This window comes from Micromonospora palomenae (assembly GCF_007829925.1).
Taxonomy (GTDB): Bacteria; Actinomycetota; Actinomycetes; order Mycobacteriales; family Micromonosporaceae; genus Micromonospora; species Micromonospora purpureochromogenes.
In genome coordinates this window covers 222,304-248,512 of the sequence record NZ_VIXA01000005.1, presented here as the reverse complement: position 1 = coordinate 248,512, position 26,209 = coordinate 222,304, and the positions used below count along the sequence as shown (strand labels likewise).

The window sequence follows — 26,209 nt, the reverse complement described above, 5'->3', positions numbered from 1 at the left end:
GCGCTCCCGGCCGTCGCCTAGCGGTGCGACGGGGACTCGGAGGGGAGCGCCGTTCCTGCTGTCTGGCGGATCGGACTCACCTCCTCGGGTCGGGGCCCGCGCGGGCCGGGATCACGATAGCGGACGGACCGGCCCGGCGGCGTCCAGCGCGGCGGCGATGTCGGCGACCAGGTCGGCGGTGTCCTCCACCCCGCAGGAGAGCCGGACGAAGCCCGGCGCGGTGTCGTCGCCCCACTGCGCCCGCCGGTCGGCGGTGGTGTGCAGGCCGCCGAAGGACGTCGCGGCGACGACCAGCCGGGCGGCCTCGACGAACCGGCTCACCCGGTCGGCGGCGCCGAGGTCGAAGGAGACCACGCCGGGCATCCGCCGCATCTGCGCCGAGGCCACCGGGTACGCCGGGTCCTCCGGTCGTCCGGGCCAGCGCAGGCCGGTCACGTCGGCGCGCCCGGCAAGCAGCTCCGCCACCGCCGCCGCGTTGGCGGACTGCCGGGCCAGCCGCAGGTCGAGGGTGCCCAGCGACCGGTGCGCCAGCCAGGCGTCGAAGGCCCCGGGCACCGCGCCGGTGGTGGTGCGCCAGGCGGTCAGCGTCTCCACCAGCTCCGCCGAGCGGGTCGCCACGTAGCCCAGCAGCAGGTCGGAGTGCCCGGTCAGCGCCTTCGTGCCGGAGGCGACCACCAGGTCGGCGCCGAGGTCCAGCGGGCGCTGCCCGAGCGGGGTGGCGGTGGTGTTGTCGACCACCAGCAGGGTGCCGGCGGCGTGCGCCTCCCGCGCGAGCGCGGCCACGTCGGCCACGTCCAGGCCGGGGTTCGCCGGGGTCTCCAGCATCAGCAGCCGGACGCCCTCGAACGACGGGTACGGCCCGACGGTCGGCACGAACCCGACCCGCACCCCCATCCCCTCCAGGGTGGCGGTGGCGAAGGCGCGCACCGGGAAGTACCCGTCGGCGGGGAGGAGCACGGTGTCCCCGGGCCGCAGCACGGCCAGCAGCAGCCCGGTGATGGCGGCCTGACCGCTGGCGAAGACCCGGCAGTCGCCCCCCTCCAACTCGCCGATGGCCGACTCCAGCAGCCGCCGGGTGGGGTTGTCCGGCCGGCCGTAGCCGTTCGCCGCGGCGGCCGGCCCCGCCCACGGGTCGAGGTGGTACGGCGCGGCGAAGACCGGCCCGGGCAGGAACGGGTCGCCGGGCACCGGCTCCGGCAGCCCGGCCCGGACGCAGCGGGTGCCGTCCCGCCACTGCGGCTCGGCGGCGCTCACTCGTACGACTCGGGCTTGGCGGTGCGGCTCATCAGGGCGTCCACGGCGAGCCGGGGGTCCATGCCCTCGTGGCAGATCCGCTCGATCTGCTCGGTGATCGGCATCTCCACGCCGTGCGCCCGGGCCAGGTCCCGGATCGCCAGGCAGCTCTTCACGCCCTCGGCGGTCTGCCGGGTCGCCGCCTGCGCCTGCTCCAGCGTCTCCCCCCGGCCGAGGTGCTCGCCGAAGGTGCGGTTGCGGGCCAGCGGCGAGGAGCAGGAGGCGACCAGGTCACCCATGCCGGCGAGGCCGGCGAAGGTGATCGGGTCGGCGCCGAGCGCGACGCCCAGCCGGGCGGTCTCGGCGAGCCCGCGGGTCATCAGCATCGCCCGGGTGTTGTCGCCGAACCCCATCGCGGTGGCGATCCCGTACGCCAGGGCGATCACGTTCTTGACCGCCCCGCCCAGCTCGCAGCCGATCACGTCGTCGTTGGTGTACGGGCGGAAGTACGGCGTCCGGATGGAGGACTGCACCAGCGCGGCGCGGCGGGCGTCGGTGCCGGCGACCACGGTCGCGGCGGGCTGCTCGGCGGCGATCTCGGGGGCCAGGTTGGGCCCGGAGACCACCACCACCCGGTCCGGGCTGACCCCGGCGGTCTCGACGATCACCTCGCTCATCCGCCGGGTGGTGCCCAGCTCGATGCCCTTCATCAGGGAGACCAGGGTCGAGTCCGGGGCGAGGTGGCCGGCCCAGTCGGCGAGGTTGCCGCGCAGCGTCTGCGACGGCACCGAGAGCACCACCAGCTCGGCGCCGGAGATCGCCTTGGCCGCCTCGCCGGTCGCGGTGACCCGCTCGGGCAGCCGCAGGTCGGGCAGGTAGTCCGGGTTGCGCCGGTGGACCCGGATCGCGTCGGCGACCGACTCCCGCCGGGCCCAGATCGTCACGTCCCGGCCGGCGTCGGCGAGGATCTTGGCGAAGGCGGTCCCCCAGGACCCGGCCCCCAGCACCGCCACGTGGCCGCTCATGCCCTCGCCTCCACACGATCGGCGGCGCCCGGCGCCACCACACTGAGCTGGTCGATCCGCTCGCTCATTCGGTCACCTCGGGAGTACGCGGACGGGTGGGACGTTCCCACAGCGGGGGCGGCGTGCCACCCCGGATGTCGGCGAGCAGGTCGCGCAGGCTCAACATGATCTCGTCGGTCATCTCCTCCAGCACCACCCGGCTCGGGGCGGCGCCCGCCCAGCGGCTCAGGTCGACCGGCTCGCCGGCGACCACGGTCACCGGGGTGCGGGGGCGCAGGCCGAAGCGGGTGGTCCGCGGGTCGAACAGCTTCTCCGGGCCCCACATCGCCAGCGGGATCACCGGCGCGCCGGTGGCCAGCGCCAGCCGGGCCGCCCCGGTCTTGCCCTTCATCGGCCACAGCTCCGGCTCGCGGGTGGTGGTGCCCTCCGGGTAGATCACCACCGCGCCGCCGGCGTCGAGCGCGGCGATCAGCTGGTCCAGCGACTTGACCGCGTCGGCGGTGCCGCGTTCCACCGGGATCTGCCGGCAGCGGTGCAGGATCCACCCGATCACCGGCACCCGGAACACGCTGGCCTTGCCGAGGTACTGCGGCCAGCGGCCGGCCTCGTAGATGAAGTGCGCCGAGACCAGCGGGTCGGCGTGCGAGAGGTGGTTGGGCACGATGATGATGCCGCCGTCGCGGCGCAACTGCTCGGCGCCGCGCCAGGTACGCCGGGTCCAGACCAGCATCACGGGCTTGACCAGCGCCACGGCGAAACGTTGCCAGAAACCCAGCCTGCGCCGTGTCACCCTGCCTCCTCGTCGCCCAACCCCGCGCGCCGCACCCACCGGTGCGGCCCGCAGCGGAAATCATGCCTGCTCGCCCCGGGTACGGCCAGTGCGGGTACCACCGTCGACGCTGGCAGGATTGTCGCGTGGGTCAGCCGAGGTGGACCGTGGTGGTGCCGGTGAAGCGCCTGGGCGCGGCGAAGAGCCGGCTGCGGGGCGCGCTGCCGGCCGTACCCCACGAGGAGCTGGCCCTGGCCCTGGCGGCCGACACGGTCCGCGCGGTGCGGGCCTGCCCCACGGTCGCCGAGGTCCTGGTGGTCACCGGCGACGAGCGGGCCGCGGCGCTGCTGGGCACGGCCGGCGCCCGGATCGTGCCGGACGAGCCGGAGGCCGGGTTGAACGCCGCGTTCCGGCACGGCGCCGCGGCCGCCGCCGCGGGCGCCTGGGTGGCGGGCCTCACCGCCGACCTGCCGGCGCTGCGTCCGGCGGAGCTGGCGGCGGCGCTGCGGGCCGCCGCCGGCGACCCGGGGGTACGCCGCTTCGTCGCCGACGCCCCGGGCAGCGGCACCGTGCTGCTCACCACACCGCCCGGCGTGCCGCTGGCGCCCCGGTTCGGGGTCGGCTCGGCGGCGGCGCACGCCGCGAGCGGGGCGCTGCCGCTGGCCGGGCCGTGGCCCTCGCTGCGCCGCGACGTGGACACCGCCGCCGACCTGGCGGCGGCGCGGCACCTCGGGCTGGGGCCGCGCACCGCCGCGCTCGCCGCGGCCCGCAGGGCGAGCGCGTCGGGGTACGGTGCTGGCATGCAGGGCACGGTGGCGACCTTCGACGCGCAGACCCGCACCGGCGTGCTGCTCCTGGACGACGGCACCGAGCTGGCCTTCCCGGCGCCCGCCTTCGACGCCTCCGGGCTGCGGCTGCTCCGCCTCGGGCAGCGGCTGCGGGTGGACCTCGGTCCGGACGGCGAGGTCGTCCGGGTGACATTGCCGACGATGGCCTGAGCCGACCCGCCCGAGTTCATTTTGCGTTAACCCGGATCGGGTGATTATGAGCGGGTGAGCACCCCTCGCGAGCACCCCGCCCGCCCGCCCCACGCCGCCGACCCGACCGGCCCCCGCAACGGCGCCCGCCGCCGCGGCGGCACCCGCGCTCCCGAGGAGAAGGTCACCACCGCACCCGACTCCCCCGGCGCCAGCGCCGCCGGGGCCTCCGCCGGGCTGGAGGAGGTGCTCGACCCGGGCGACCGGCCCACCCCGCCGACCGGTCCGAACGGCGAGCCGCCGGCCGTCGCGCCGCTGCCCGAGGACCGGTTCCTCAACCGGGAGCTCTCCTGGCTGGACTTCAACGCCCGGGTGCTGGCGCTCGCCGAGGACCCCGGCACGCCGCTGCTGGAGCGGGCCAAGTTCCTGGCCATCTTCGCCAGCAACCTCGACGAGTTCTTCATGGTGCGGGTGGCCGGGCTGAAGCGCCGCCTCTCCGCCGGCCTGCCGGTACGCGGCGGCGACCGGCTGCCGCTGCGCGCCCAGCTGGAGCTGATCACCGAGAAGACCGCCGAACTGGTCGGCCGGCACGCCGCCTGCTTCGTCGAGGACGTGCTGCCCAAACTGGCCGCCGAGGACGTCCGCATCCTGCGCTGGGCGGAGCTGGACGACCCCGAGCGGGAACGGCTGCGCACCTACTTCCGGGAGCACATCTTCCCGGTGCTCACCCCGCTCGCCGTCGACCCGGCGCACCCGTTCCCGTACATCTCCGGCCGGTCGCTGAACCTGGCGGTGGCGGTTCGCGACCCGGACGGCGGCTCCGAGCTGTTCGCCCGGGTGAAGGTGCCCAACAACGTGCCGCGTTTCGTCCGGGTCGCCCGGGAGCAGCCCGGGCTGCGGATGCTGCCGGTCGAGGAACTCATCTCGGTGCACCTGGGGCAGCTCTTCTCCGGCATGCAGGTGGTCGAGTGCCACCTGTTCCGGGTCACCCGCAACGCCGAGGTAGAGGTCGACGAGGACCGCGACGAGGACCTGCTCCAGGCGCTGGAGCGGGAGCTGGCCCGGCGCCGCTTCGGCCCGCCGGTACGCCTGGAGGTCGCCGCCAGCATCTCCGACCACATGCTGGAGCTGCTCGTCCGGGAACTCGACATGGACGGGCACGACGTGCTCCGGGTACCCGGGCTGCTGGACCTCTCGGCGCTCTGGCAGCTCTACGGCGAGGCCGACCGCCCCGACCTGAAGGACCCACCGTTCGTGCCGGCCACCCATCCCCGGCTCGCCGAGGGCGAGGTGCCGCGCAGCGTCTTCGCCACCCTGCGCGACGGGGACGTGCTGGTGCACCACCCGTACCACTCGTTCGCCACCAGCGTGCAGCGCTTCATCGAGCAGGCCGCCGCCGACCCGAACGTGCTCGCCATCAAGCAGACCCTCTACCGCACCAGCGGCGACTCCCCCATCGTCGACGCGCTGGTCGACGCGGCCGCCGCCGGCAAGCAGGTGGTGGTGCTGGTGGAGGTGAAGGCGCGCTTCGACGAGGTGGCCAACATCGGTTGGGCGCGCACCCTGGAACGGGCCGGCTGCCACGTCGTCTACGGCCTGGTCGGGCTCAAGACGCACTGCAAGACCGCCCTGGTCGTACGTCAGGAGGGCAACCAGATCCGCCGCTACTGCCACATCGGCACCGGCAACTACCACCCGAAGACCGCCCGGCTCTACGAGGACTTCGGCGTGCTCACCGCCGACCCGGAGATCGGCGCCGACCTGACCGACCTGTTCAACGTGCTCACCGGCTACAGCCGGCAGACCGCGTACCGGCGGCTGCTGGTGGCGCCGCAGGGGATCCGCAGCGGCCTGATCGAGCGGATCGAGCGGGAGATCGACCACGTCCGCCTCGGCATGCCCGGACTGGTGCAGTTCAAGGTGAACGCGCTGGTCGACGAGGAGATCACCGACGCGCTCTACCGGGCGTCCCGGGCCGGCGTCCACGTCGACCTGCTGATCCGGGGCATGTGCACGCTGCGGCCGGGGGTGCCGGGGCTGTCGGACAACATCCGGGTCCGCTCGATCCTCGGCCGGTTCCTGGAGCACTCGCGGATCTTCCGGTTCGGCAACAACGGCGACGCCGAGTTCTGGATGGGCTCGGCCGACCTGATGCACCGCAACCTGGACCGCCGGGTGGAGGCCCTGGTGCAGGTCAGCGACCCGGTCGCCCGGGCCGAACTCGACCACGTGCTGGCCGCCGCGTTCAGCCCCGAGGTGGACTCGTTCGAGCTGGCCGGCGACGGCACCTGGACCCGCCGCGCCGGCACCCCGGAGGAGCCGCTGACGGCCCTGCAGGAGCTGCTGCTGCGCCGGGTGGGCGGCACCGCCGGCTGACCGGGACGCCCCGCCGCCGCCGGCCCGCCGGCCGGGTCCGGCGGGCGCGGCGCGGTGCCGTCGGACGAAGCTGAGCGGCCCGTACGGCGGGTCGCCCGGACGTAGGGTGATCAGATGGCGCAGGAGCAACCGGTCGACATCCGGGCGGCCGGTGGAGTCGCCTGGCAGCCGGACGCCGACGGTGGCCTCCGGGTCTGCCTGGTGCACCGGCCCCGCTACGGCGACTGGTCGCTGCCGAAGGGCAAGCTGGAGCCCGGCGAGCACCCGCTGCTGGCCGCCGTCCGCGAGGTGGCCGAGGAGACCGACGTCCGGGCCGTGCCGCAGGTCCGGCTCCCCACGGTGCACTACCGCAGCGAGGGCCGGCCGAAGACGGTCGACTACTGGTCGATGCAGGCGGTGGGTGAGGGCGGCTTCCAGCCCGGCACCGAGGTCGACGACGTGCGCTGGCTCGCGGTCGACGACGCGATCCGGCTGGTCAGCTACCCGCACGACGCGGAGGTGCTGGCCGCGTTCGCCGCGCTGCCCCGGGTCACCGGGACGATCGCGCTGGTCCGGCACGGCCGCGCCGGCAAGCGCGCCACCTGGTCCGGCCCGGACGACGGGCGCCCGCTGGACGTGACCGGCCGGGCCCAGGCCGAGCGGCTGGCCCCGCTGGTGGCGCTGATCCGCCCCACCCGGCTGCTGTCCGCCTCGGCGCGCCGCTGCGTGCAGACCCTCGACCCGGCGGCCGCCCTGCTCGACCTGCCGATCGAGGTGGACGGCGACCTGGACGAGCCGCGGCCGGGCCAGCTCGGCGACGAGTGCGCGCTGGCGGCCGCCGGCCGGCTGGCGGAGCTGGCCGCCGCCGGCGAACCGGTCGCGGTGTGCAGCCAGGGCAAGGTGATCCCGGGCGCGCTGGAGCGGTTGACCGGGCGGACCGACGACTTCACCACCCCGAAGGGCGGCGGCTGGCTGCTCGCCTTCGCCGCCGACCGGCTGGTCGCCGCCGACCGGCTCTAAGACCGGCGGGTGCGCTGTCCCGGTCAGGCGGGCGGCAGGGTCAGGGTCACCGCGACCGGCAGGTGGTCGCTGGCGGTGCCGCGCGGCGCGACGGCGTCGGCGCCGGTGAGCCCGGGCGAGACGAGGACGTGGTCGATCTGCTCGCGCGGGTCGTCGGCGGGGCTGGTCGGCAACGGCCGGGCCGCCGCCAGCGCGTCCACCAGGCCGGCGCGGGTGAACTCCGCGAAGCCGGGAGCGCCGGGTTCGGTGTTCAGGTCGCCGGCCACCACCAGCGGGCGGCCGGCGGCGTACCCGAGGGCGAACGAGGCCACCGCGCGGGCCTGGACCACCGGCTCCCGCCCGGGCGGCGGTTGCAGGTGGGTGGCCACCACCGCGAGGCGTACGTCGGCACCGAGGTCGACGGTGACGCCGAGCGCCTGCGCCCCGGTCGGCGCGCCCACCGCCGGCAGCCGGCGGGTGCGCGCCTCAGCCAACGGCCACCGGCTCAGCACGGCGTCGCCCCAGAGCGGGTCGGCCGCCGGGGCGAAGACGTACGGCATGTCCAGCCGCTCGGCCAGCAGGTCGAGGGTGTCGTGGCCGCCGTTGAGCAGCCAACCCCGGTCCACCTCGCTCAACACCACCACGTCGGCCCGGCCGACGGCCCGAGCCAGGGCGTCCGGATCGAACCGGCCCTCGATGCCGAAGCCCATCCGGATGTTGTACGCCGCGACCCGCACCGTCGCCGGCGGTCCCTCGCGGTTGCCGGCCACCAGCGTCTCGTCGACGGTCAGCGCGGCGACCAGCGCCAGCGCCAAGGCGCACGCGGCGGTCCGCACCGGGGGCAGCGACGGCCCGGTACGCGCCGGCACGGGCGCGGCGGACAGCGCGACGACAGCCGTCAGGACGGCCACGGCCACCGGCACCCACCCGTTGGGGTAGCCGAGGTCGTAGGCGGCGTAGTAGAGCACCGCCGCGACGGCGAAGACCAGCATCCCGCCGACCGCGGCGTACCCGCGGCGGCCCGCCTCCCGGTGGAATCCGCTCGCCTCGCCCTCGCCCGGTTCCCCCGCCCACGGCTCGACGCCGGTGTCCCCCACGGCCGGCGCGACGCCGGCGGGCGCCGTCGGCGTGACGCCGGTCGCGGCCGTCGCCGACGAGGCGCCGGCCGACACGGTCACTGGCGCGATGCTGGTCGTCGGGATCGTCGCCGCCGGTTCCCCGGCGGTGTCGCAGTGGGCAAGGCAGCCACCGAGGCCGACCGCGGTGAGCAGGACGGCCGGCAGCAGCAGCTCGCCCCGGCCCAGGGCCACCAGCACGGCCCCGGCGAGCAGGGCCACCGGCCCGATCCACCGCGCGGCCGGCCGGCGCGGCGGCGTCAGCGCGGCGAGCAGGAACCCACCGACCGCCACCGCGACCGGCAGCGGCCCGAACAGCGGCGCGACGGCCGCTCCCGAGCCCTGCGCGGGCGACGACTCCAGCAGCCCGAACTGGTAGGACATCGCCGTGCGGGCCACCGCCGGGGAGAGCGCCACCGTGCCGGCGAGCAGCAGCACCGGCCCGGCCAGCAGCCAGGCACGCGCACCACCGGCGCCGGCGGGCGGCGCGGGCAGTGCCTGTCCGGCCAGGAAGAGCACGGCCAGCACGACGCCCAGCACCCAGACCTCCGCGCCGCCGAGCCAGGGCGAGCGGTAGGTGTCGGAGACGGTGTGCAGGACCGCGGCGCCAGCCAGGCCGAGCGCCAGCCCGGGTACCGGCCGGTTCGACCCGGCGGCCACGGCGGTGAGCCAGCAGAGCCCGGCGACCAGGCCGGCGGTGGCGAGCCAGAGCTGTGCCCGCCCGCCGGGGAAGCCGGTGACGGCGAGCCGGGCGCCGGCCAGCACCACCGCGGCGACGAGGGCCACGGGCCGGACGCCGACCCGGCGCAGCAGCGGCGGCACGGCCAGGGCGAGCACGAACCAGCCGAGCGCGAACGCCCCGAGCAGCTCGGCCGGAGTGGACGCCGCCTGCCCGAAGATGGTGATGACCGACGGCAGGAAGACCCGCAGCACGTCGGTCAGCAGGACCAGGCCGAGGGCGGTGACGACGGTGGTGCGGTGGCGGTAGCGCACGAGGCCTCCTCGCCGACCGGTGGGGGTGCGGCGATTCTGCGCAGCCGGCGGGCCCCGGGTCAACGGGCGGAAAAACGGCGTGAGGGGCGCCCACCGTACGGTGGGCGCCCCTCACGGGCGTACCTGCGCAGGTCAGCGCCGGGCGGCGGTCTTCTTCGCCGGAGCCTTCTTCGCCGTGGTCTTCTTGGCCGCCGTGGTCTTGGCGGCGGTGGTCTTCTTCGCCGGCGCGGCCTTCTTGGCCGCGGCGGTCTTGGTGGCCGCGGCGGTCTTCTTCGCCGGCGCGGCCTTCTTGGTGGCGGCGGCCTTCTTGGTGGCGGCGGCCTTGGCCGCGGTGGTCTTCTTGGCCGCCGTGGTGGTGGTCTTCTTCGCGGCGGCGGCCTTGGCGCCGGTCGCCTTGGCCCCCGTCGCCTTCGCGCCGGTGGCCTTGGCGGCGGCCGCGGTGGTCTTCTTCGCCGGCGCGGCGGCCTTCGGCACCTTGCCGCTGGCCACCATCTCCTTGAAACCGGCGCCGGCGCGGAAGGTCGGCACGGATGTCTTCTTGACCTTCACCGCCTCACCGGTACGCGGGTTGCGCGCTGTTCGGGCGCCCCGGACGCGCTTTTCGAACGCTCCGAATCCGGTGATCGCCACCTTCTCGCCCTTGGTTACCGCCCCCTGGACCTCGGCGATGACCGCGTCGAGCGCCGCCGTCGCCGTCTTCCGGTCCCCCAGGCGAGCGGCGAGCGCCTCGATGAGCTCGGCCTTGTTCACGACTTCCTCCCGATTGTGCAACTGACTCGACGCGAGCCATTCTGCGCGCACGGTATGCCCTGTGCTGCCGGGACACAAACATTCGGTGGAAAAAAGCCCTTGTGTCGTAACGGATTCGCCCCCACCGGGCGGACCGGTGGGGGCGAAAACCGATGAGCGGTCGGGCGTACGGCTATGCCACGGCGGGCTTGAACGACGGCCGGGACGCCTCGTACGCGCTGATCTCGGCGGCGTGCCGGAGGGTGAGTCCAATGTCATCCAAGCCTTCCATCAGCCGCCAGCGGCTGTGGTCGTCCAGCGGGAAGGACCAGCTCGCCGGGCCGACCCGGACCTCACGGGCGACCAGGTCGACGATGACCTCGGCGGTCGGATCGGACTCGACCCGGTCCCAGATCTCCTCGACGGCTTTCAATTCCAGCTCCACCGGAAGGAGGCCTTCCTTGAGCGCGTTGCCCCGGAAGATGTCACCGAATCGCGGCGAGATCACCGCGCGGAAGCCCCAGTCGCGCAGCGCCCAGACGGCGTGCTCCCGCGATGATCCGGTGCCGAACTCCGGACCGGCCACGAGAATCGACGCTCCGGAATGGGCCGGATCGTTGAGCACGAATGCCGGATCTTCCCGCCACGCACTGAAGAGCCCGTCCGCGAAACCGGTCCGGGTCACCCGCTTGAGGTACACGGCCGGAATGATCTGATCGGTGTCCACGTTGGACCGCCGCAACGGCACGGCGGTGCCGGTGTGGGTGGTGAACTTGTCCATCTCTCGGCTGCCCTTCTACAGGTCGGCGGGGGCGGCGAGCCGGCCGACCACGGCGGTGGCGGCGGCGACCGGCGGGGACACCAGGTGGGTGCGCCCTCCCCGGCCCTGGCGGCCCTCGAAGTTGCGGTTGGAGGTCGAGGCCGAGCGCTCGCCGGGCTTCAACGTGTCGGGGTTCATCCCGAGGCACATGGAGCAGCCGGCGAAACGCCACTCGGCGCCCGCGTCGGCGAAGACCTTGTCCAGCCCTTCCGCCTCGGCCGCCTCCCGCACGGCCGCGGATCCGGGCACCACGAGCATGCGTACGCCGTCGGCGACCTTGCGCCCGCGCAGCACGTCGGCGGCGGCGCGGAGGTCCTCCAGCCGCCCGTTGGTGCAGGAGCCGACGAAGACCACGTCGACCGAGAGGTCGCGCAGCGGCGTGCCCGGGGTCAGCGCCATGTACTCCAGCGCCCGGCGGGCGGCGGTCCGCTCCGCGTCGGTGCCGAAGTCCTCCGGGGCCGGCACGGCCGAGCCGAGGGGCACGCCCTGCCCCGGGTTGGTGCCCCAGGTGACGAACGGGGTGATCCGGCTGGCGTCGAGGGTCACCTCGGCGTCGAAGGTCGCGCCCTCGTCGGTGGGCAGGGTCCGCCAGTAGGCCACCGCCGCGTCCCAGTCGGCGCCTCGGGGCGCGTGCGGCCGCCCCTTGAGGTACGCGAACGTGGTCTCGTCCGGCGCGATCAGGCCGGCCTTGGCGCCCCACTCGATGGACATGTTGGCGACGGTCATCCGCCCCTCCATGGACAGCGCGCGGATCGCCTCGCCCCGGTACTCCACGATGTGGCCGCGCCCGCCGCCGGTGCCCACCTGGGCGATCAGCGCGAGGACCAGGTCCTTGGCGGTGACGCCGGGGCCGAGCTGACCGGTCACCGTGACCGCCATGGTGCGCGGGCGGGCCTGCGGCAGCGTCTGGGTGGCCAGGACGTGCTCGACCTCACTGGTGCCGATACCGAAGGCGAGCGCGCCGAAGGCGCCGTGGGTGGCGGTGTGCGAGTCGCCACAGACGATCGTCATGCCGGGCTGGGTGACGCCCAACTGGGGGCCGATCACGTGCACGATGCCCTGGTTCTCGTCGCCGAGCGGGTGCAGCCGCACGCCGAACTCGGCGCAGTTGCGGCGCAACGTCTCGATCTGCGTACGCGAGGTGGGGTCCGCGATGGTGAGCAGGTCACCGCGGCGGGACCGGAAGCTCGGGTCGTCGTACCCGGTCGGGGTGTTGTGGTCCTCGGTCGCGAGCGTGAGATCGGGACGGCGAACCGGACGACCGGCCAGACGCAGCCCGTCGAACGCCTGCGGGCTGGTCACCTCGTGCAACAGGTGCAGGTCGATGTAGAGCAGGTCCGGTTCACCCTCGGCGGTCCGTACCACGTGCGCGTCCCAGACCTTCTCGGCCAGGGTCCTCGGTCGAGTGACTCCCACCATCTGGACATCCTAAATTCTGGGAGGTAAGTTTCGGCTTGTGGGACACAGTATGAGCGGTGTCGGCGTCCTCGACAAGGCGGTGGTCATCCTGGCCGCCTGTGTCGACGGCGCCAGCCTGGCCGAACTCGTTGAACGCACCAAGCTGCCCCGGGCCACCGCGCACCGGCTGGCGCAGGCGCTGGAGATCCACCGCATGCTGGTCCGGGACACCCAGGGGCGCTGGCGTCCGGGGCCCCGGCTCGGCGAGCTGGCCAACGCCGCCCCCGACGTGCTGCTGACCGCCGCCGAGCCGCTGCTGGCCGCGCTGCGCGACGCCACCGGGGAGAGCGCCCAGCTCTACCTGCGCCGCGCCGACGAGCGGGTCTGCGTGGCCGCCGCCGAGCGGGCCAGCGGCCTGCGGGACACCGTGCCGGTCGGCTCGGTGCTGCCGATGACGGCCGGTTCCGCGGCGCAGATCCTGCTCGCCTGGGAGCCCCCGGAGGCGGTCATGCCGCTACTGCCCCGCGCCAAGTTCACCGGCCGCACCCTCGCCGAGGTACGCCGCCGTGGCTGGGCGCAGAGCGTCGCCGAGCGGGAGGCGGGTGTGGCGAGCGTCTCGGCCCCGATCCGCGACCGCACCGGCCGGGTGATCGCCGCGATCAGCATCTCCGGTCCCATCGAGCGCCTGGGCCGCCGCCCCGGCGAACGCCACGCCATGGCCGTGGTCAGAGCCGGCCAGCGCCTCTCCGGCCTCTGACCCCGTCCCTGCCCCGCCCCTCCCCCGACCCCGCACCGGTCTCGCCACCCCCGGCCTGGCCCTGCACCCGCTCAACCCGGCGCTGGCCTCCCCCTGGCCAGCGCCGCCCGACCCGGGCTCGGCCCACCTGGGCTGAAAGTTGACCAAGAAGTTTGCGTCCGCAGGCGCCTCCGGCGTGACGCAAACCTCTTGATCACCGAGGCCGGCGGCGGGGGGGTGGCCTCGATCGATCCGGTCGGGCGGTCGGGGCAGGGGTCGCTCGCTGTGGAGCTGATGTCGTGAACGAATCACGGGTGGGATGGGGTGCCGCCGGCCGGCCCCGGACCGGTGATTCGTCTACGACATCAGCTCCACAGCGTCTGCGACATGCCTGTGGCTCCCGCTCGGGGGGCCGACTTCACGGAACCAGTCGCTCGCCGGGTCGCCGCCTCCGCGACACGCGCCGGGCGGGCCGGCAGTCGGTGAGCCGCAGCCTCCGGCACCTGACTCACTGGACCTCCGCCCGGCGGCACCCGGCCGACGCTTCCTGAGGGCGGCTCTGAGCGTCGGCCCACCGCAGGCACGCACCCGGCTGGGGCCGCGGCCGGGAAAGGTGAACGGCCCGCCTCGCTGTCGCGAGACGGGCCGTTCGACGGTGTAGCCCCGACCGGATTCGAACCGGCGCTACCGCCTTGAGAGGGCGGCGTCCTGGGCCGCTAGACGACGGGGCCAGGCACTTTTCCTGCTTCACCGCCCTGGTGGGCGGTGCGGCTGTAGTCTAGCGGCACCACCAGCGTCCGACGACGAGGGGGTCCGGCGGCTCCGGAAGCCGGGCGGACAAGGAGCCGGGAACACGAAACAGCCCGCTCCACCGAGGTGGAACGGGCTGTCAGCACTGTAGCCCCGACCGGATTCGAACCGGCGCTACCGCCTTGAGAGGGCGGCGTCCTGGGCCGCTAGACGACGGGGCCAGAACTTCACCTGCTTCCCCACCCTCGCGGGCGGGGAAGCTGCACTCTATCAGAGATCATCTGCCGCCCCTCGGGAGGGGCGGAGCGGAACTCCGCCAGAATCCAGCGTCCGGGATTCTCGCGAATCCGCGGTTGCGCTGGGGTACCAGGACTCGAACCTAGACTAACTGAACCAGAATCAGTCGGGCTGCCAATTACCCCATACCCCATTGGCCCCTTGCGGCGCCGGGAATGAACTTTACCCTCCCCGCGCCGGCAGGCCAAATCCAACCCCCCGAAGCGCCTGTGAGCTGCGAAAACGGGGCGTCGGACGCGTCAGGCGACCGGCACCACCGGATTGGTGAGCTCGCCGATCCCCTCGATCCGCACGGTGACCGTATCCCCCTCCGTGAGCGGGCTAACCCCCGCCGGCGTGCCGGTCAGCACCACGTCGCCGGGCAGCAGCGTCATCACGTGCGAGATGTAGGACACCAGGGCCGGTACGTCGAAGACCATGTCCTTCGTCCGGCCGAGCTGGCGTACCTCCATCTCGTCCGGGTTGCGACCCACCTCGCACCGGATCTCCAGGTCGGAGACGTCCAGCCCGGTGGTGATCCAGGGGCCGATGGGGCAGAACGAGTCGAAGCCCTTGGCCCGGGTCCACTGCCCGTCCGAGCGCTGGAGGTCCCGCGCCGTCACGTCGTTGGCGCAGGTGTAGCCGAAGATGGCCTTCGCCGCGGCGGCCCGGTCGGCGCGACGGGCGCCCGGTGCGCCGATCACCACCGCCAGCTCCGCCTCGTGCTCGACCTGCTTGGAGAAGATGGGCAGCCGGATGGCGTCCCGCGGGCCGATCACCGACGTGGACGGCTTCAGGAAGAGCAGCGGCTCCTTCGGCACCTCGCTGCCGTGCTCGGCGGCGTGTTCGGCGTAGTTGCGACCGACACAGACCACCTTGCTGGGCAGGATCGGCGAGAGCAGTCGGACGTCGGAGAGCGCCCAGCGGGCGCCGGAGAAGGTGACCTGACCGAACGGGTGGCCCTCGATCTCGGCGATGGTCAGGCCCTCCGGGCCCACCCCCGGCTCGCCCTCGACGACCCCGAACGACATTCCCTTGGCATGAGCAAAACGAGCGATACGCACCTGGCCAATCTAGCTCCCGCCCACGTGGTGGCACCCCGTCGACGCCGGACCGCGCCAGCGGCGTCGGTGCAGGGTAGGCGATCGGCCACCGGTCGGGGCGGGCTTCGGCACTTCGTACCCGGCCGGAGTGTCCGCGCCCCTACCGTCGGCTCCGGAGGTTCGGTTCGTATGCCTGCATCGAGACGACACCACAGGGCCCTCGCCGTGTTCGTGAACGGCCTGGGCATCCTCGCCGCCGTACCGGCGCTGCCGACGGCGACGCACACGACCAGGGCCGAAGCGGCACCGGCGGTCACCACGCCGGCCAGTCCGCCGGCCACGGCCACGCCCACCGGCCCGGCCGCCGCACCCCTGCCCACGGGTCCGGCCACGCCGATGGCCACCCCTCAGCCGGCGGGGCACGCGTCGCCGGCGGCGCCCGGGGCGGCGGCGACCGGAAACGTGATCCCAGTGCCCCCGGGGATGCCGGCGCCGGGGATGGCCACCACCGCGAATCCGGGTTCGCCCCGACCGGCCCAGCCGGTCACCGTGACGGTGGCCCCGGCCGGGACGCCGGTGCCGGGCTACCGGATCCAGCTGCGCAACGACAGCGGCTTCCCGCTCGACACCACGGTCCGGCAGGAGCTGCCGGCCGGCGCGTCGCCGACCGCGGTCAGTGCGGGCGGTCGGGCCGTCCGGTCCGCCGGGAACGGCACGGCCGAGGTGACCTGGCGGCTCCGGCTGCCCGCCCGCAGCACGACGACGCTGGACACCGCCCTGGCGGCAACCCCGCCGGGCACCTCGGTGACCGCGCCGGCCTGCGCGTTCACCAGCGACGGCAACCGGCCGTACGACTGCGCGACCGCCACCTGGCAGGCCGCGGCGGCACCGGCGACCCGGGTGGAGGAGGCGGCCCCGGCCTGGCGACGGCCGCCGATCCTGGCGGCGGCGCTGGCCGCGCTGCTGGTGATCGCCGGCGCCGGCCTCTGGTGGGGGCAGCGGACCCGGCGGCGGCGCAGCGGCGTCGAGCCGACCGGCACCGCCCCGACGGTCGTCGGCAATCCCACGTACGCGGGCGGCGCCGCCGCGCCCGGCGGTGGCACCGTCTACCCGCGCCCGGCCGCCCCGGGCGGGTCGGGGCGACGGCGGACGCCACCCGTCTGGATGATCGTCGGCGTGGCCGCGGCGATCCTGGCCGGGGTGGTCTTCGCCGCCGGGTGGACGGCCACCCAGCGGGTCGCCGCGATCGACACCACCAAGCAGCCGACCAGCGGCGCCTGGATGGGTCGCGGCGCCACCGGCAGCGTCGGCGTGCCGCTGCGCGAGAACGCGTTCGAGTTCACCGTCTACCGGGTGGCCTGCGAGACGGCCGGCGGGACGGGCCGCCGGTGCCACGCGACCGTCGGGGTGCGCAACCTCACGCCCGAGCAGCAGGCCTGGCACGGCGAACTCCAGCGCGCCTACCTGCCCGGGGGCAACTGGGTCAGCACCGACGAGCCGGCCACCCGGCTGGCGAACCTGGGCCGGGACGTCTTCGCCCAGCCGGTCGCGGCCGGCAACCGGGTGGTGCTGCCGCTGGTGTTCACGCTCAACGGACCGCAGAAGCCGAAGCAGCTGGAGCTGCGCAGCGGGGTCTTCTCCGCCGGAGTCCGGGTGGACGTGCCCTGACCGGCGGCCGGGCGGCGGTCGTACCCTTGGGTCCGTGACCGCCGCCCTCGCACCCGCCGCCCTCGACGCGGCCGACTGGCAGGCCCGCCGGGCCGCGCACGTCGCCCGGGTCGACGCGTGGCTGGCGCCGCACCTGGCCCGCCGCCGCAGTGGGGGCCGGCACCCGGTCGAGGACTTCCTCTTCACCTACTACTCGCACCGGCCGGCCCAGCTGCGCCGCTGGCACCCGGGCGCGGGGGTGGTGCTGCGCGACGCGGAGCCAACGGAGTTCGGCCCGGACTACCGCGCCGACGCCGCCGGGGTCACCCTCGACACCCATCGGGTACGCGCCCGCCGCGCCGAGTCGATCACCTGGATCCGCGACCTGCTGGCCGCGACCGCCGGCCGGCCGGCGCACCTCGGCTGCTTCGGCATGCACGAGTGGGCGATGGTCTACCGGCAGACCCAGGAGGAGGTCCGGCACAACTCCTGGCCGCTGCGGCTGAGCCCGGAGCGCACCGCCGCGGTGGTCGAGGAGCGGGGCGTACGGTGCAGCCACTTCGACGCGTACCGGTTCTTCACCCCGCCGGCCCGGCCGTTGAACCTGCTCAGCCCGACCCGGGAGAGCCAGCACGCGCTGGAGCAGCCCGGCTGCCTGCACGCCAACATGGACCTCTACAAGTGGTCGTACAAGCTCTCGCCGCTGGTTCCCTCGGAACTCGTAGCCGACTGCTTCGAGTTGGCGAGAGAGATCCGGACCCTGGACATGCGGGCCAGCCCGTACGACCTCTCCGAGCTGGGCTACTCGCCCGTCAGAGTCGAAACCATCGAGGGCCGGCACGAGTACGTGCTGGCGCAGCGGTCGTTCGCCGAACGGGCCGCGCCGCTGCGCACGCGTCTGGTCGCCGAGTGCGACCGACTCCTTGCCGCCTCGGACGGGTGACCCGCGCCGCCTCGGAGAACCTAGGCTGCGAACCCATGACGAGCGCACGACCCTGGGTACGCGGCGAACTTCCCTGGATCCGTTCGGGGCCGCTGTTCCGGGTCCACTTGGAGGCGGTCCCGGCACTCGACGCATTCCTCGATCGCTGGTCGTACCGGAGGGTCAAGCTGGACGGGCGGCGGATGACTTCCCGCACCGAAGCGCACACCGAACTCAGCCGGGCGTTCGGCTTCCCTGGGTACTACGGGAAGAACTGGGATGCCTTCAACGACTGTTTCGGCGACTACGTGCTGGAGAATGCCGGATCCTTGATCGCGGTGATCTGGACCCACATCGAATCGGCGGCGACGATGGCCCCGGCGACGACGGCCGAGGTCGCGTGGGCGCTCCTGGAGGGCTCCCACGGATCCATGCCCTCGCTCGATCCCGCCGCTGGAGCTGCCCTTTCGCTGGATGTGTTCGTGATCGGCGCCGGTCAGGACTTCGACCGCGAGCGGTGAGTAGACGCACCTGATCTGACTGAACATGGACCTCTACAAGTGGTCGTACAAGCTGTTGCCGCTGGTCGCCTCCGAGCTGGTGGCGGACTGCTTAGCGCTGGCCAGGGAGATCCGGGCGCTGGGCATGCGGGCCAGCCCCGGGCGACCTGGCCGCCTCCGGTCCGCCCGCTACGCGGGATCGGACGACCGACCCGGATCGGCCGCACGGACCCTCGCCGGTTGACACAGTGATGGGGTGGGCGGCTTCGGGCGGATCGAACTCGCGGGCGAGGGCGACGGCGTCAGCCGCCTGGAGCTCTTCGTCGATCTGATCTTCGTGTACGCCTTCCTGAACGTCACCGGCGTCATCTCCGAGCAGTTCAACCCCGCCGGCGTACCCCGTGGACTGCTCATCCTGGTGCTGCTCTGGTGGTGCTGGGCCCGGTACGCCTGGCTGGGCAGCGCGGTCCGGCTGGACCGCGGCTTCGTGCCGGGGTTGATCTTCGGGGTCAGCGCGACGCTGCTGGTGATGAGCCTGACCGTGCGGGAGGCGTTCGGCGACCAGCCGGGCGGCCTGTCCGGGCCGCTCGTCTTCGCCGTCGGCTACGCCCTCGTGCAGGGCGGCGGCCTGGCGCTGGGCAGTTGGGCCCGCTGGTCCGACCCGGGGTCGCGGCAGCAGTTCCGTCGGGTCTGGCTGCCCGCCGGCACCGGGATCGTGCTGCTGCTGGCCGCGGCCCTGGTGCCGAGCGGTACGGCCTACGACCCCGCCCGGGAGTGGATCCGCTTCGCGCTGGTGGTGGCCGCCGTCGTGGTCGAGTACGTCGGCTTCGCGCTGGTCGGGGTGGGCAGCTGGCGGATCCGTTCGATCACCTACTGGGCCGAGCGGCACGGCCTGATCATCCTCATCGCGTTCGGCGAGACCATCCTGTCGGTGGGCCTGAGCCAGGGCGCCGCCATCGCCCAGCCGCTCACCTGGCCGGTGATCGCCGGCGTGCTGCTGAGCGTGATGCTGGTCGGCACCCTGTGGTGGACCTACTTCGACGTGGCCCGGTTCGCCGCCGAGCAGGCGCTGCACGACGTCACCGGCCCCCGGCGGACCCTGCTCGCCCGGGACGCGTACAGCTATCTGCACCTGCCGATGGTCGGCGGCCTGATCCTGGTGTCGCTCGGCCTGAAGTACGTGCTGGGCGAGCTGCGGGTGCCGTCGGACAAGTCGCCGACCCTCGGGCTGGCCGCCCTGTACGGGGGCGTGGTCCTCTACCTGGCCGGGCTGATCGCTTTCGAGCTGCGTACCCTGCGCCTGCTGGGCCGGTCCCCGATCCTCGGCGTCGCGCTGGTGGTGGCCGCCGCGCCCCTGGCGGCCGGCGCTCCGGTGCTGGCCAAGCTGGCGCTGGTCGCCGCCGCGACCGCGGCGATGGCGCTCAGCGACGTGACGGTCTTCCGGCACAAGCACCGGCGCCTGCACGCGGCACTCGGGCCGGCCGGCCGGGAACCGCCGGGGGTCAGCCCGAAGGAGCTCTTCTTCGACCTCGTCTTCGTGTACGCGTTCCTCCAGGTCGCCGCCGTGATGGCGGAGGACCCGACGTGGCCGGGGCTGCTGCGCGGGCTGCTGGTGCTCACCGTGCTGTGGTGGGCCTGGGCGGCGTACGCCTGGCTGTCCAACACGGTCCGGGCCGAGACCCCCGCCGTGCGGGGGGTGATGCTGCTGACCGTCGCGGTGACCGCGGTCATCACCATCGCCATCCCGCAGGCATTCAACGACGCGGTCGGCGGTCTCTCCGGCCCAGTGGTCTTCGTCGGCTGCTACGCGGTGATCCGGCTGTTGCACCTCGGGTCGTTCTGGGCGGTCACCCGCGGCGAACCGGCGCTGCGCGGCCGGGTGCTGCCGATGGCCGTGCCGACCCTCACCGCGCTGGCCCTGCTGATCGCCGCCGCGCTGGTCCCCGAGCCGGTCGGGGACGTCCGGCTGCTCAGCCCCGTCCGCGCGGGCCTCTGGCTGCTCGCCATCGCGATCGACCTGTCCGCCGGGGTGGCGCTGCTCCCCCCGCCCTGGCGGATCCCGTCCGCGTCGCACTGCGCGGACCGGTACAGCCTGATCGTCATCATCGCGCTCGGCGGGGCGGTCATCTCGATGGGCGCGGCGGTGATGTACACGCCGATCTCGCTGCGCATCGTGGTGGCCTCGGCGCTCGGCACCGCGCTGCTGGCCGCGCTCTGGTGGTGGTACTTCGACGTCGACTCGACGGCCGGGGAGCACGCCCTGGACCGGGCCACGGGCGAGCGTCGGACGACGCTGGCCCGGATCGGCTACGGCTACCTGCACCTGCCGATGATCGCCGGCATCGTGCTGGTCTCCCTCGGGCTGCGCACCACCATGTCGGTGCTGGGCACCCACGGCCTGCTGACGGCCACCCCGCCCCTCCGATGGCCCGCGCACCTCGCCCTCTTCGGCGGCGTGGCACTTTTCCTCCTGGCCGACCAGCTCTTCTGGTGGCGGCTCACCGGTGGGCTACGGCGGATCCGGGCGGTCGCCACCCTGGCGCTGCTGGCGCTGATCCCGCTGACCGTCGGGGTCGGGCCGTTGCTGGCCCTGGCACTGCTGGTGGCCGCCTGCCTGACCCTGATCGTGGTGGAGACGCTCGGCGCCGCGCCGATGCGGCAGGCCGTGCGGCACTGACCCGGCGGCACCGGCCGGGCGCGGCTCAACGCCCTCCCGCCAGTCGGTCGGGCGCCGGCCGGTTCACGCCGCCGGGCGCAGCCGCTCCTCCAGCTCCGCCATCGTCCCGACGAACCAGAGCTGGCGACCGCGGTTGGACTCGGTGACGAAGTCCCGCAGGGCGGTGCTGCGCGCGACGTGCGCGGAGATGTCGCCGACCACCACCACCGGCAGCCGATAGTTGACGAACTTCTGCACCAGCTCACCGGCCACCCCGGTGCGCAGCGTGAAGAACTCGTCGGCGAGCCGCCGTACCGGCAGCACCACCAGCTCCGCCCGCTGGCCGAGCGCCTCGCCGATCACGTCCAGCGCGTCGCCGCCCCCGCACAGCCGGGGCCCGTCGGGGGCGCAGGCGAGCAGCGAACGACCGTGCAGCGTGACGAGGGTGTCGGTGGACATGCTGGCAGCCTAGGCACCGCTTCCCCGCGGGCACACCGGATTTCCCGCTCAGTCGCCGTCGACCCGGCGGTCCCGCTTACGTTGCGACTGGCGCTTCTTCTCCGCCAGCCGGCGTTCCTTGGCGCCGCGCGACGGGCGGGTCGGCCGCCGGGGCGGTGGCGGGGGCGCGACGGCCTCGCGCAGCAGCGCGATCAGCCGCTCCCGGGCCGCCTCCCGGTTGGCGAGCTGGGCGCGGTGCTCGCTGGCGGCGATGGTCACCACCCCGTCGACCAGGCGGCCGGCCAGCCGTTCCAGCGCCCGCGCCCGCAGCGCCGGCGGCAGGCTGGGCGAGGCGGCCAGGTCGAAGCTCAGCTCCACCCGGGAGTCGGCGGTGTTGACCCCCTGCCCGCCCGGCCCGGACGAGCGGGAGAACCGTTCCCGCAGTTCGGCGGCGGGCACGATCCACCGGTCGGTCACCCGCAGTCCGTCGTCCACGCCCCGAGGCTAGCGCCCCTTCGGGGCACCGTGGGTGGCGGACGAGCTCGGCGACGGGCTGGGCGCCGGTTCCGCCCGCTCGTGGTCGGGGCCGACGGCGGCGTACGCGACCGCCCCGACGAGCAGCAGCGCGATGACGCCGACCTTGGTGGTGACGGCCCGGACCAGCAGCCACGCTGTCTTCCGGGCGCCCGGCACCGCGTTCTTGGCGGCCTTGTAGTCGGTCCAGCCGCGCTTGGCCCGGGCGTACTGCACGCCCACGCCCCATCCGACGAAGAGTCCCACCGCCAGCAGGACCGCTATGAGAGGAAGCTCCACCCACGCCAGTATCCATACTCAGCGTGATATTTCTATGGCCCGATGGGTTCGCGCCAGGAATCCGACAGTATTACCCGTTACGACCGCCGCATCCTGGGCGCGCCCGACTCAGCCGCCTTTGCCGATGATGGTGTCGGCGGTCTGCTGCACCTGCTCGATCGGGATGGCGAACCCGATGCCGATCGAGCCGTTGCCGTCGATGGTGGCGATCGCGGTGTTCACCCCGACCACCTCCCCCCGGGCGTTGACCAGCGGCCCTCCCGAGTTGCCCGGGTTGATCGAGGCGTCGGTCTGCACCGCGCTGCGCCGCGTGGTGCCGAGGCGTACCTGGCGGTCGAGGGCGCTGACGATGCCGGCGGTGACCGTCCCGGCCAGGCCGAGCGGCGAACCGACCGCCAGCACCGGCTCACCGACCTTGGTGGAGCGCGGCTTGGCCAGCGGCAGCGGCGCCAGCCCGGCCACCGCCGGCACCCGCAGCACCGCCAGGTCGCTGCCCGGCTCCCGGCCGACCACCTCGGCGGCGTACCGACGGCCGTCGGAGGTCTCCACGGTCACCTCGCCGCCACCGCCCTTGGCCAGGATGTGGTCGTTGGTGACGATGTGCTGCTGGTTGTCGATGGCGAACCCGGAGCCGGACGCCGAACTGGCCGCGCCGCCGCCGACCATCACCGACACCACGCCCGGCACGGTCTTCTGCGCCGCGGTCACCAGCTCGGCCGGCACCGGCGCGGCGGACGCCGCCGAGGGCCCCGCGCCGCCGTCCCGGCCGGCCACCCAGCCCCCGGCCGCCGCGCCGGAGACGGTGGAGAGCGCCACCACCGCCGCCGCCGTCAGCAGCCGACCACGCCAGCGCCGCCGCGACGAGCCCTCCCCCGCCCCCGGTACGTCCCACCGGGGCCGCCCGTCCGGCCCCAGCTCGGGCGAGACGAACCACGGTCCCCGGGGCTCGCCCAGTCCGGTCTGCACTGCCATGCGTGCGCTCCTCACTGTCGCTTCGGCGGGCTCAGGGCAGGCGGGAGAACCACCGCATCGACCCGGCTGCGGCACCCATCGCGAACATCAGCCCGAGGCCGATGAACCGGGCGGAGATGTCCTGGCGTTCGGTGCGGTAGCCGACCGACGAGCCGATGTCCTCGTAGACGTCGCGCAGCTCCTCGCTGCTGCCGGCGGCGTGGAAGCCGCCTCCGGTGTCCTCGGCCACCGCCTTGAGGGTGTGCCCGTCGACCGGCACCTGGATCGGCCGGCCGCCCCGGTCGACGAATCCGCCGGGGGTGCCGAAGGAGATGGTGTGCACCGGCACCTTGGCCGCCACGGCCGCCGCAGCGGCCTCCATCGGGTCCATGCCGGAGGTGTTCGCCCCGTCGGAGAGCAGGATGACCCGGGCCGGCGGTGGCTGCTTCGCCGCCGTGGAGTCCAGGCTCTTGACCGCGCCGAGCGAGGCGCTGATCGCCTCGCCGATCGCGGTGCCCTGCACCCCGGTGATGCCCTCGGCGAGCCGGTCGATCCCCTCGTGCAGCGCCTCCCGGTCGGTGCCGGGCGGCACCACCACCGCCGCGCTGCCGGCGAACGCGACCAGGCCGACGTTGAACTCGTCGGGCAGGCCGTCGACGAACCGCCGGGCCGCCTGCTTGGCGGCGGCGAGCCGGTCCGGTTCCACGTCGGTGGCGAGCATCGAGGTGGAGACGTCGACGGCGACCATGACGGTGGCCCGTTCGCGAGGCACCCGCACCTCGGCCGTCGGCCGGGCGAAGCCGACCACCAGCAGCGCCAGCATGGCCAGGAAGAGACCGGCCGGCACGTGCCGCCGCCAGGCGGGCCGGCTCGGCGCGACCCGGTCGAGCAGCCGGAGGTTGGTGAACCGCACCGCGTACCGGCTGCGCCGGCGCTGGGCGAGCAGGTAGCCGCCCGCCAGCGCGAACACGCCGAGCAGCAGCAGGAGCCGGACGGGCGACTGCCAGGTCACGCGACACCTCCCCGGGCGGCGGCCGGCGCGGCGGCCAGGCGGCGTTGCGCGTGCACGTGCCGTACCACGTCGGCGGTCCAGTCCCGGTCGGTGCGCAGCGGCAGGTGGGTGGCGCCGGAGCGGCGCAGCGCCCGGCGTACCTGCTCGCGCTGGGCGGCCGCCGCGCTGGCGTAGCGCCGGCGCAGCGCCTCGTCGCCGGTCCAGACCTCCCGCCGCCGGCCGGTCTCCGGGCAGACGAGCGTGATCAGGCCGACGTCGGGCAGTTCCAGCTCGCGCGGGTCGGTGATCTCGACCGCGAGCACCTGGTGCCGGGCGGCGAGGCGGCGCAGCGCCGGCTCCCAGGGCGTGGGCTCGTCGTGGTGCTCCGGCAGGCCGTCGAGGAAGTCGGAGACCACCACCACCAGGCCGCGCCGGGTGGCGACCCGCTGCACGGCCGCGAGCGCCTCCGCCAGGTCGGGTGGGTCGGGCGGGACCGTCCGCTCGTCGTGGTCACCGGTACGCGGCGCGGCCAGCAGCGTGCGGAGCACGCCCAGCAGATGGGTACGGCCGCTGCGGGCCGGGAAGCGGCGCAGCCCGGTCGGGGTGAGCAACTGCGCGCCGAGCCGGTTGCCGGTGCCGGCGGTGAGGAAGCCGATCGCCGCGACGGCGGCCACCGACAGCTCCCGCTTGTCCAGTTCGGCGGTGCCGAACTCCATGCTGGGGCTGGCATCCACCAGCAGCCAGGTGCTCAGTTCCCGGTCGGCGTCGACCTCGCGCACGTGCGGCACGGTGGTCCGGGCGGTCACCGCCCAGTCCATCCGGCGCACCTCGTCCTCGCCGGGGCGGTACTCCCGGCTGCCGGCGATCTCGCTGCCCGGCCCGGGCAGCAGACCCCGGTGCTGGCCCTGGAGCAGCCCGTCCAGCCGACGGGTGACGGTCAGTTCCAGCCGGCGCAGCCGCTGGTCCCCGGCGAGGTCGGCCAGGCCCGGTCCGGCGGGGGCCGGCGCGGTGCGGCGCCTCATGCGGCAGCCAGGTCGGCGGCGTGCTCGGGCTGCCCGGTGGCCAGCACGGGCGGGGGTACCGCCTGCACCAGCCGGTGCACCAGCGCCTCGGGCGAGACCCCGTCGGCGACCGCGTCGAAGGAGAGCACCAGCCGGTGGGCCAGCACGTCCACGGCGAGATCGCGGACGTCCTCCGGCAGCACGTACTCCCGGCCGCGCAGCAGCGCCTGGGCGCGGGCCGCGGCGACCAGGCCGAGGGTGGCCCGAGGGCTCGCCCCGTACGCCAGCATCGGGGCGATCTCCGGCAGCCCGAAGCGGCCCGGGTCGCGGGTGGCGAGGATGAGGCGGACGACGTACTCGGCGAGCGCGTGGTGCACGAAGACGTGCTCGGCACGCTGTTGCAGCCCGCGCAGCCGACCCGGGTCGAGCACCTGGTGGGCGCGGGGCCGGTCGGTGCTCATCCGGTAGAGGATGGCCAGCTCGTCGGCGTCGCTCGGGTAGTCCACGACGATCTTCATGAGGAACCGGTCGCGCTGCGCCTCGGGGAGCTGGTAGACCCCCTCGGACTCGATCGGGTTCTGGGTGGCGAGCACCAGGAACGGCACCGGCACCGGCCAGCTCCGGCCGCCGATGGAGACCTGCCGCTCGGCCATCGCCTCCAGCAGGGCGGACTGCACCTTGGCCGGGGCCCGGTTGATCTCGTCGGCCAGCACCAGGTTGGCCATGATCGGGCCCAGCTCGACGTCGAAGCTCTCCTTCGACGCCCGGTAGATGCGGGTGCCGACGATGTCGGAGGGGACCAGGTCGGGGGTGAACTGGATCCGGGAGAAGGTGCCGCCGACGACGGTGGCGAGGGTCTGCGCGGCGAGGGTCTTCGCCACGCCGGGTACGCCCTCCAGCAGGCAGTGCCCGTCGGCGATCAGTGCGGTGAGCAGGCGCTCGACGAGCCGATCCTGCCCGACGATCACGCGTCTGACCTCGAAGAGGGTCTGTTCCAGCTCGGTGGCCGCCGCGTCGGGATCGGCCGGGCTGGGCAGGCTGGCCAGGGTGTCCGAGATGTCCGTCACGGTGC

22 protein-coding genes, 3 tRNA genes and 2 pseudogenes are annotated in these 26,209 nt (G+C 74.4%); 9 read left to right on the top strand and 18 right to left on the bottom strand.

Annotated features, from left to right (window positions below; genetic code table 11):
- Positions 1 to 111: 111 nt before the first annotated feature.
- The 3 genes from FHX75_RS28095 to FHX75_RS28085 all read right to left on the bottom strand — a co-directional run bounded on the left by FHX75_RS28095 (position 112) and on the right by FHX75_RS28085 (position 3,048).
- Positions 112 to 1,254 (bottom strand): cystathionine gamma-lyase, encoded by a 1,143-nt coding sequence (locus tag FHX75_RS28095; protein WP_154943373.1) that lies wholly within the window; start codon positions 1,252 to 1,254, stop codon positions 112 to 114.
- Complete coding sequence (locus tag FHX75_RS28090) at positions 1,251 to 2,258, bottom strand: NAD(P)H-dependent glycerol-3-phosphate dehydrogenase (protein ID WP_088963545.1); 1,008 nt, start codon at positions 2,256 to 2,258, stop codon at positions 1,251 to 1,253. Before FHX75_RS28090 ends, FHX75_RS28095 begins: the two co-directional genes overlap by 4 nt.
- A gap of 64 nt (positions 2,259 to 2,322) precedes the next feature.
- Entirely contained in the window at positions 2,323 to 3,048 is a 726-nt protein-coding gene (locus FHX75_RS28085; RefSeq protein WP_154943371.1) for a lysophospholipid acyltransferase family protein, read from the bottom strand.
- 125 nt (positions 3,049 to 3,173) lie between these two features.
- Between FHX75_RS28085 and cofC the strand changes: the two are divergent.
- The 3 genes and pseudogenes from cofC to FHX75_RS28070 all read left to right on the top strand — a co-directional run.
- Positions 3,174 to 3,809 (top strand): annotated as a pseudogene (gene cofC, locus FHX75_RS31820) (2-phospho-L-lactate guanylyltransferase); the annotation flags it as partial.
- A 270-nt stretch (positions 3,810 to 4,079) separates the two neighbouring features.
- Entirely contained in the window at positions 4,080 to 6,380 is a 2,301-nt protein-coding gene (locus FHX75_RS28075; protein ID WP_154943367.1) for an RNA degradosome polyphosphate kinase, read from the top strand.
- 114 nt (positions 6,381 to 6,494) lie between these two features.
- Complete coding sequence (locus FHX75_RS28070) at positions 6,495 to 7,379, top strand: NUDIX hydrolase (protein ID WP_154943365.1); 885 nt, start codon at positions 6,495 to 6,497, stop codon at positions 7,377 to 7,379.
- Positions 7,380 to 7,402: 23 nt separating this feature from the next.
- Here FHX75_RS28070 and FHX75_RS28065 read toward each other — a convergent pair whose 3' ends face one another.
- From FHX75_RS28065 to leuC, 4 genes are all read right to left on the bottom strand, one after another.
- Complete coding sequence (locus FHX75_RS28065; protein WP_154943363.1) at positions 7,403 to 9,466, bottom strand: endonuclease/exonuclease/phosphatase family protein; 2,064 nt, start codon at positions 9,464 to 9,466, stop codon at positions 7,403 to 7,405.
- Positions 9,467 to 9,598: 132 nt separating this feature from the next.
- Positions 9,599 to 10,216 (bottom strand): HU family DNA-binding protein, encoded by a 618-nt coding sequence (locus tag FHX75_RS28060; protein ID WP_211364621.1) that lies wholly within the window; start codon positions 10,214 to 10,216, stop codon positions 9,599 to 9,601.
- Positions 10,217 to 10,388: 172 nt separating this feature from the next.
- A complete protein-coding gene (gene leuD, locus FHX75_RS28055; RefSeq protein WP_154943359.1) occupies positions 10,389 to 10,976 on the bottom strand; it encodes a 3-isopropylmalate dehydratase small subunit in 588 nt (195 codons plus the stop codon).
- 15 nt (positions 10,977 to 10,991) lie between these two features.
- Positions 10,992 to 12,434 (bottom strand): 3-isopropylmalate dehydratase large subunit, encoded by a 1,443-nt coding sequence (leuC, locus tag FHX75_RS28050; protein WP_154943358.1) that lies wholly within the window; start codon positions 12,432 to 12,434, stop codon positions 10,992 to 10,994.
- Between the two features lie 49 nt (positions 12,435 to 12,483).
- Between leuC and FHX75_RS28045 the strand changes: the two genes are divergently transcribed.
- Positions 12,484 to 13,170 carry an IclR family transcriptional regulator gene (locus FHX75_RS28045; protein WP_088963553.1) on the top strand — a complete coding sequence of 229 codons (687 nt, stop codon included), beginning with the start codon at positions 12,484 to 12,486 and terminating at the stop codon, positions 13,168 to 13,170.
- A gap of 637 nt (positions 13,171 to 13,807) precedes the next feature.
- On the opposite strand, the gene FHX75_RS28040 is transcribed toward FHX75_RS28045, so the two are convergent.
- The 4 genes from FHX75_RS28040 to FHX75_RS28025 form a co-directional block, all read right to left on the bottom strand.
- Positions 13,808 to 13,880 (bottom strand) — tRNA-Glu (locus FHX75_RS28040).
- A gap of 167 nt (positions 13,881 to 14,047) precedes the next feature.
- Positions 14,048 to 14,120, bottom strand: a tRNA-Glu gene (locus FHX75_RS28035).
- Positions 14,121 to 14,257: 137 nt separating this feature from the next.
- A tRNA-Gln gene (locus FHX75_RS28030) sits at positions 14,258 to 14,329 on the bottom strand.
- Between the two features lie 106 nt (positions 14,330 to 14,435).
- Positions 14,436 to 15,239 carry a fumarylacetoacetate hydrolase family protein gene (locus tag FHX75_RS28025; protein WP_154943356.1) on the bottom strand — a complete coding sequence of 268 codons (804 nt, stop codon included), beginning with the start codon at positions 15,237 to 15,239 and terminating at the stop codon, positions 14,436 to 14,438.
- Positions 15,240 to 15,407: 168 nt separating this feature from the next.
- Between FHX75_RS28025 and FHX75_RS28020 the strand changes: the two genes are divergently transcribed.
- The 5 genes and pseudogenes from FHX75_RS28020 to FHX75_RS28000 all read left to right on the top strand — a co-directional run bounded on the left by FHX75_RS28020 (position 15,408) and on the right by FHX75_RS28000 (position 20,964).
- The gene (locus tag FHX75_RS28020) at positions 15,408 to 16,886 is read left to right on the top strand and encodes a hypothetical protein (protein WP_154943355.1); all 1,479 of its coding nucleotides are present in this window, start codon (positions 15,408 to 15,410) and stop codon (positions 16,884 to 16,886) included.
- A 34-nt stretch (positions 16,887 to 16,920) separates the two neighbouring features.
- On the top strand, positions 16,921 to 17,808 hold the full coding sequence (locus FHX75_RS28015) for a putative antibiotic biosynthesis monooxygenase (protein ID WP_154943354.1): 888 nt from the start codon (positions 16,921 to 16,923) through the stop codon (positions 17,806 to 17,808).
- 35 nt (positions 17,809 to 17,843) lie between these two features.
- Positions 17,844 to 18,308: a barstar family protein gene (locus FHX75_RS28010; RefSeq protein ID WP_154943353.1), complete on the top strand. Its 465-nt coding sequence runs from the start codon at positions 17,844 to 17,846 to the stop codon at positions 18,306 to 18,308.
- Positions 18,309 to 18,330: 22 nt separating this feature from the next.
- Positions 18,331 to 18,493: pseudogene (locus FHX75_RS28005) on the top strand (3-methyladenine DNA glycosylase); the annotation flags it as partial.
- A gap of 50 nt (positions 18,494 to 18,543) precedes the next feature.
- Positions 18,544 to 20,964: a low temperature requirement protein A gene (locus FHX75_RS28000; RefSeq protein ID WP_154943352.1), complete on the top strand. Its 2,421-nt coding sequence runs from the start codon at positions 18,544 to 18,546 to the stop codon at positions 20,962 to 20,964.
- A 63-nt stretch (positions 20,965 to 21,027) separates the two neighbouring features.
- Here the strand turns inward: FHX75_RS28000 and FHX75_RS27995 are convergent, their stop codons facing one another.
- The 7 genes from FHX75_RS27995 to FHX75_RS27965 all read right to left on the bottom strand — a co-directional run bounded on the left by FHX75_RS27995 (position 21,028) and on the right by FHX75_RS27965 (position 26,204).
- Positions 21,028 to 21,402: a DUF4180 domain-containing protein gene (locus FHX75_RS27995; protein ID WP_154943351.1), complete on the bottom strand. Its 375-nt coding sequence runs from the start codon at positions 21,400 to 21,402 to the stop codon at positions 21,028 to 21,030.
- A 48-nt stretch (positions 21,403 to 21,450) separates the two neighbouring features.
- On the bottom strand, positions 21,451 to 21,876 hold the full coding sequence (gene arfB / locus FHX75_RS27990; RefSeq protein WP_154943350.1) for an alternative ribosome rescue aminoacyl-tRNA hydrolase ArfB: 426 nt from the start codon (positions 21,874 to 21,876) through the stop codon (positions 21,451 to 21,453).
- Positions 21,877 to 21,885: 9 nt separating this feature from the next.
- Positions 21,886 to 22,194: a hypothetical protein gene (locus FHX75_RS27985; RefSeq protein ID WP_154943349.1), complete on the bottom strand. Its 309-nt coding sequence runs from the start codon at positions 22,192 to 22,194 to the stop codon at positions 21,886 to 21,888.
- 108 nt (positions 22,195 to 22,302) lie between these two features.
- Positions 22,303 to 23,166: a S1C family serine protease gene (locus FHX75_RS27980; protein ID WP_154943348.1), complete on the bottom strand. Its 864-nt coding sequence runs from the start codon at positions 23,164 to 23,166 to the stop codon at positions 22,303 to 22,305.
- Between the two features lie 31 nt (positions 23,167 to 23,197).
- Positions 23,198 to 24,157 (bottom strand): VWA domain-containing protein, encoded by a 960-nt coding sequence (locus tag FHX75_RS27975; RefSeq protein ID WP_154943347.1) that lies wholly within the window; start codon positions 24,155 to 24,157, stop codon positions 23,198 to 23,200.
- Positions 24,154 to 25,158, bottom strand: coding sequence for a DUF58 domain-containing protein (locus tag FHX75_RS27970; RefSeq protein ID WP_154943346.1), 1,005 nt, complete (start codon positions 25,156 to 25,158; stop codon positions 24,154 to 24,156). The genes FHX75_RS27975 and FHX75_RS27970 overlap by 4 nt, the downstream gene beginning before the upstream one ends.
- The gene (locus FHX75_RS27965; protein ID WP_154943345.1) at positions 25,155 to 26,204 is read right to left on the bottom strand and encodes an AAA family ATPase; all 1,050 of its coding nucleotides are present in this window, start codon (positions 26,202 to 26,204) and stop codon (positions 25,155 to 25,157) included. Before FHX75_RS27965 ends, FHX75_RS27970 begins: the two co-directional genes overlap by 4 nt.
- Positions 26,205 to 26,209: the final 5 nt, after the last annotated feature.

Excerpts from the sequence above, each read along its gene's own strand:
- FHX75_RS28070 (WP_154943365.1), top strand. The coding sequence starts at position 6,495 with ATGGCGCAGGAGCAACCGGTCGACATCCGGGCGGCCGGTGGAGTCGCC.
- FHX75_RS27970 (WP_154943346.1), bottom strand. The coding sequence starts at position 25,158 with ATGAGGCGCCGCACCGCGCCGGCCCCCGCCGGACCGGGCCTGGCCGAC.
- leuD (WP_154943359.1), bottom strand. The coding sequence starts at position 10,976 with ATGGACAAGTTCACCACCCACACCGGCACCGCCGTGCCGTTGCGGCGG.
- FHX75_RS28020 (WP_154943355.1), top strand. The coding sequence starts at position 15,408 with ATGCCTGCATCGAGACGACACCACAGGGCCCTCGCCGTGTTCGTGAAC.
- FHX75_RS28010 (WP_154943353.1), top strand. The coding sequence starts at position 17,844 with ATGACGAGCGCACGACCCTGGGTACGCGGCGAACTTCCCTGGATCCGT.
- leuC (WP_154943358.1), bottom strand. The coding sequence starts at position 12,434 with ATGGTGGGAGTCACTCGACCGAGGACCCTGGCCGAGAAGGTCTGGGAC.
- FHX75_RS28090 (WP_088963545.1), bottom strand. The coding sequence starts at position 2,258 with ATGAGCGGCCACGTGGCGGTGCTGGGGGCCGGGTCCTGGGGGACCGCC.
- FHX75_RS27995 (WP_154943351.1), bottom strand. The coding sequence starts at position 21,402 with ATGTCCACCGACACCCTCGTCACGCTGCACGGTCGTTCGCTGCTCGCC.
- FHX75_RS28045 (WP_088963553.1), top strand. The coding sequence starts at position 12,484 with ATGAGCGGTGTCGGCGTCCTCGACAAGGCGGTGGTCATCCTGGCCGCC.
- FHX75_RS27980 (WP_154943348.1), bottom strand. The coding sequence starts at position 23,166 with ATGGCAGTGCAGACCGGACTGGGCGAGCCCCGGGGACCGTGGTTCGTC.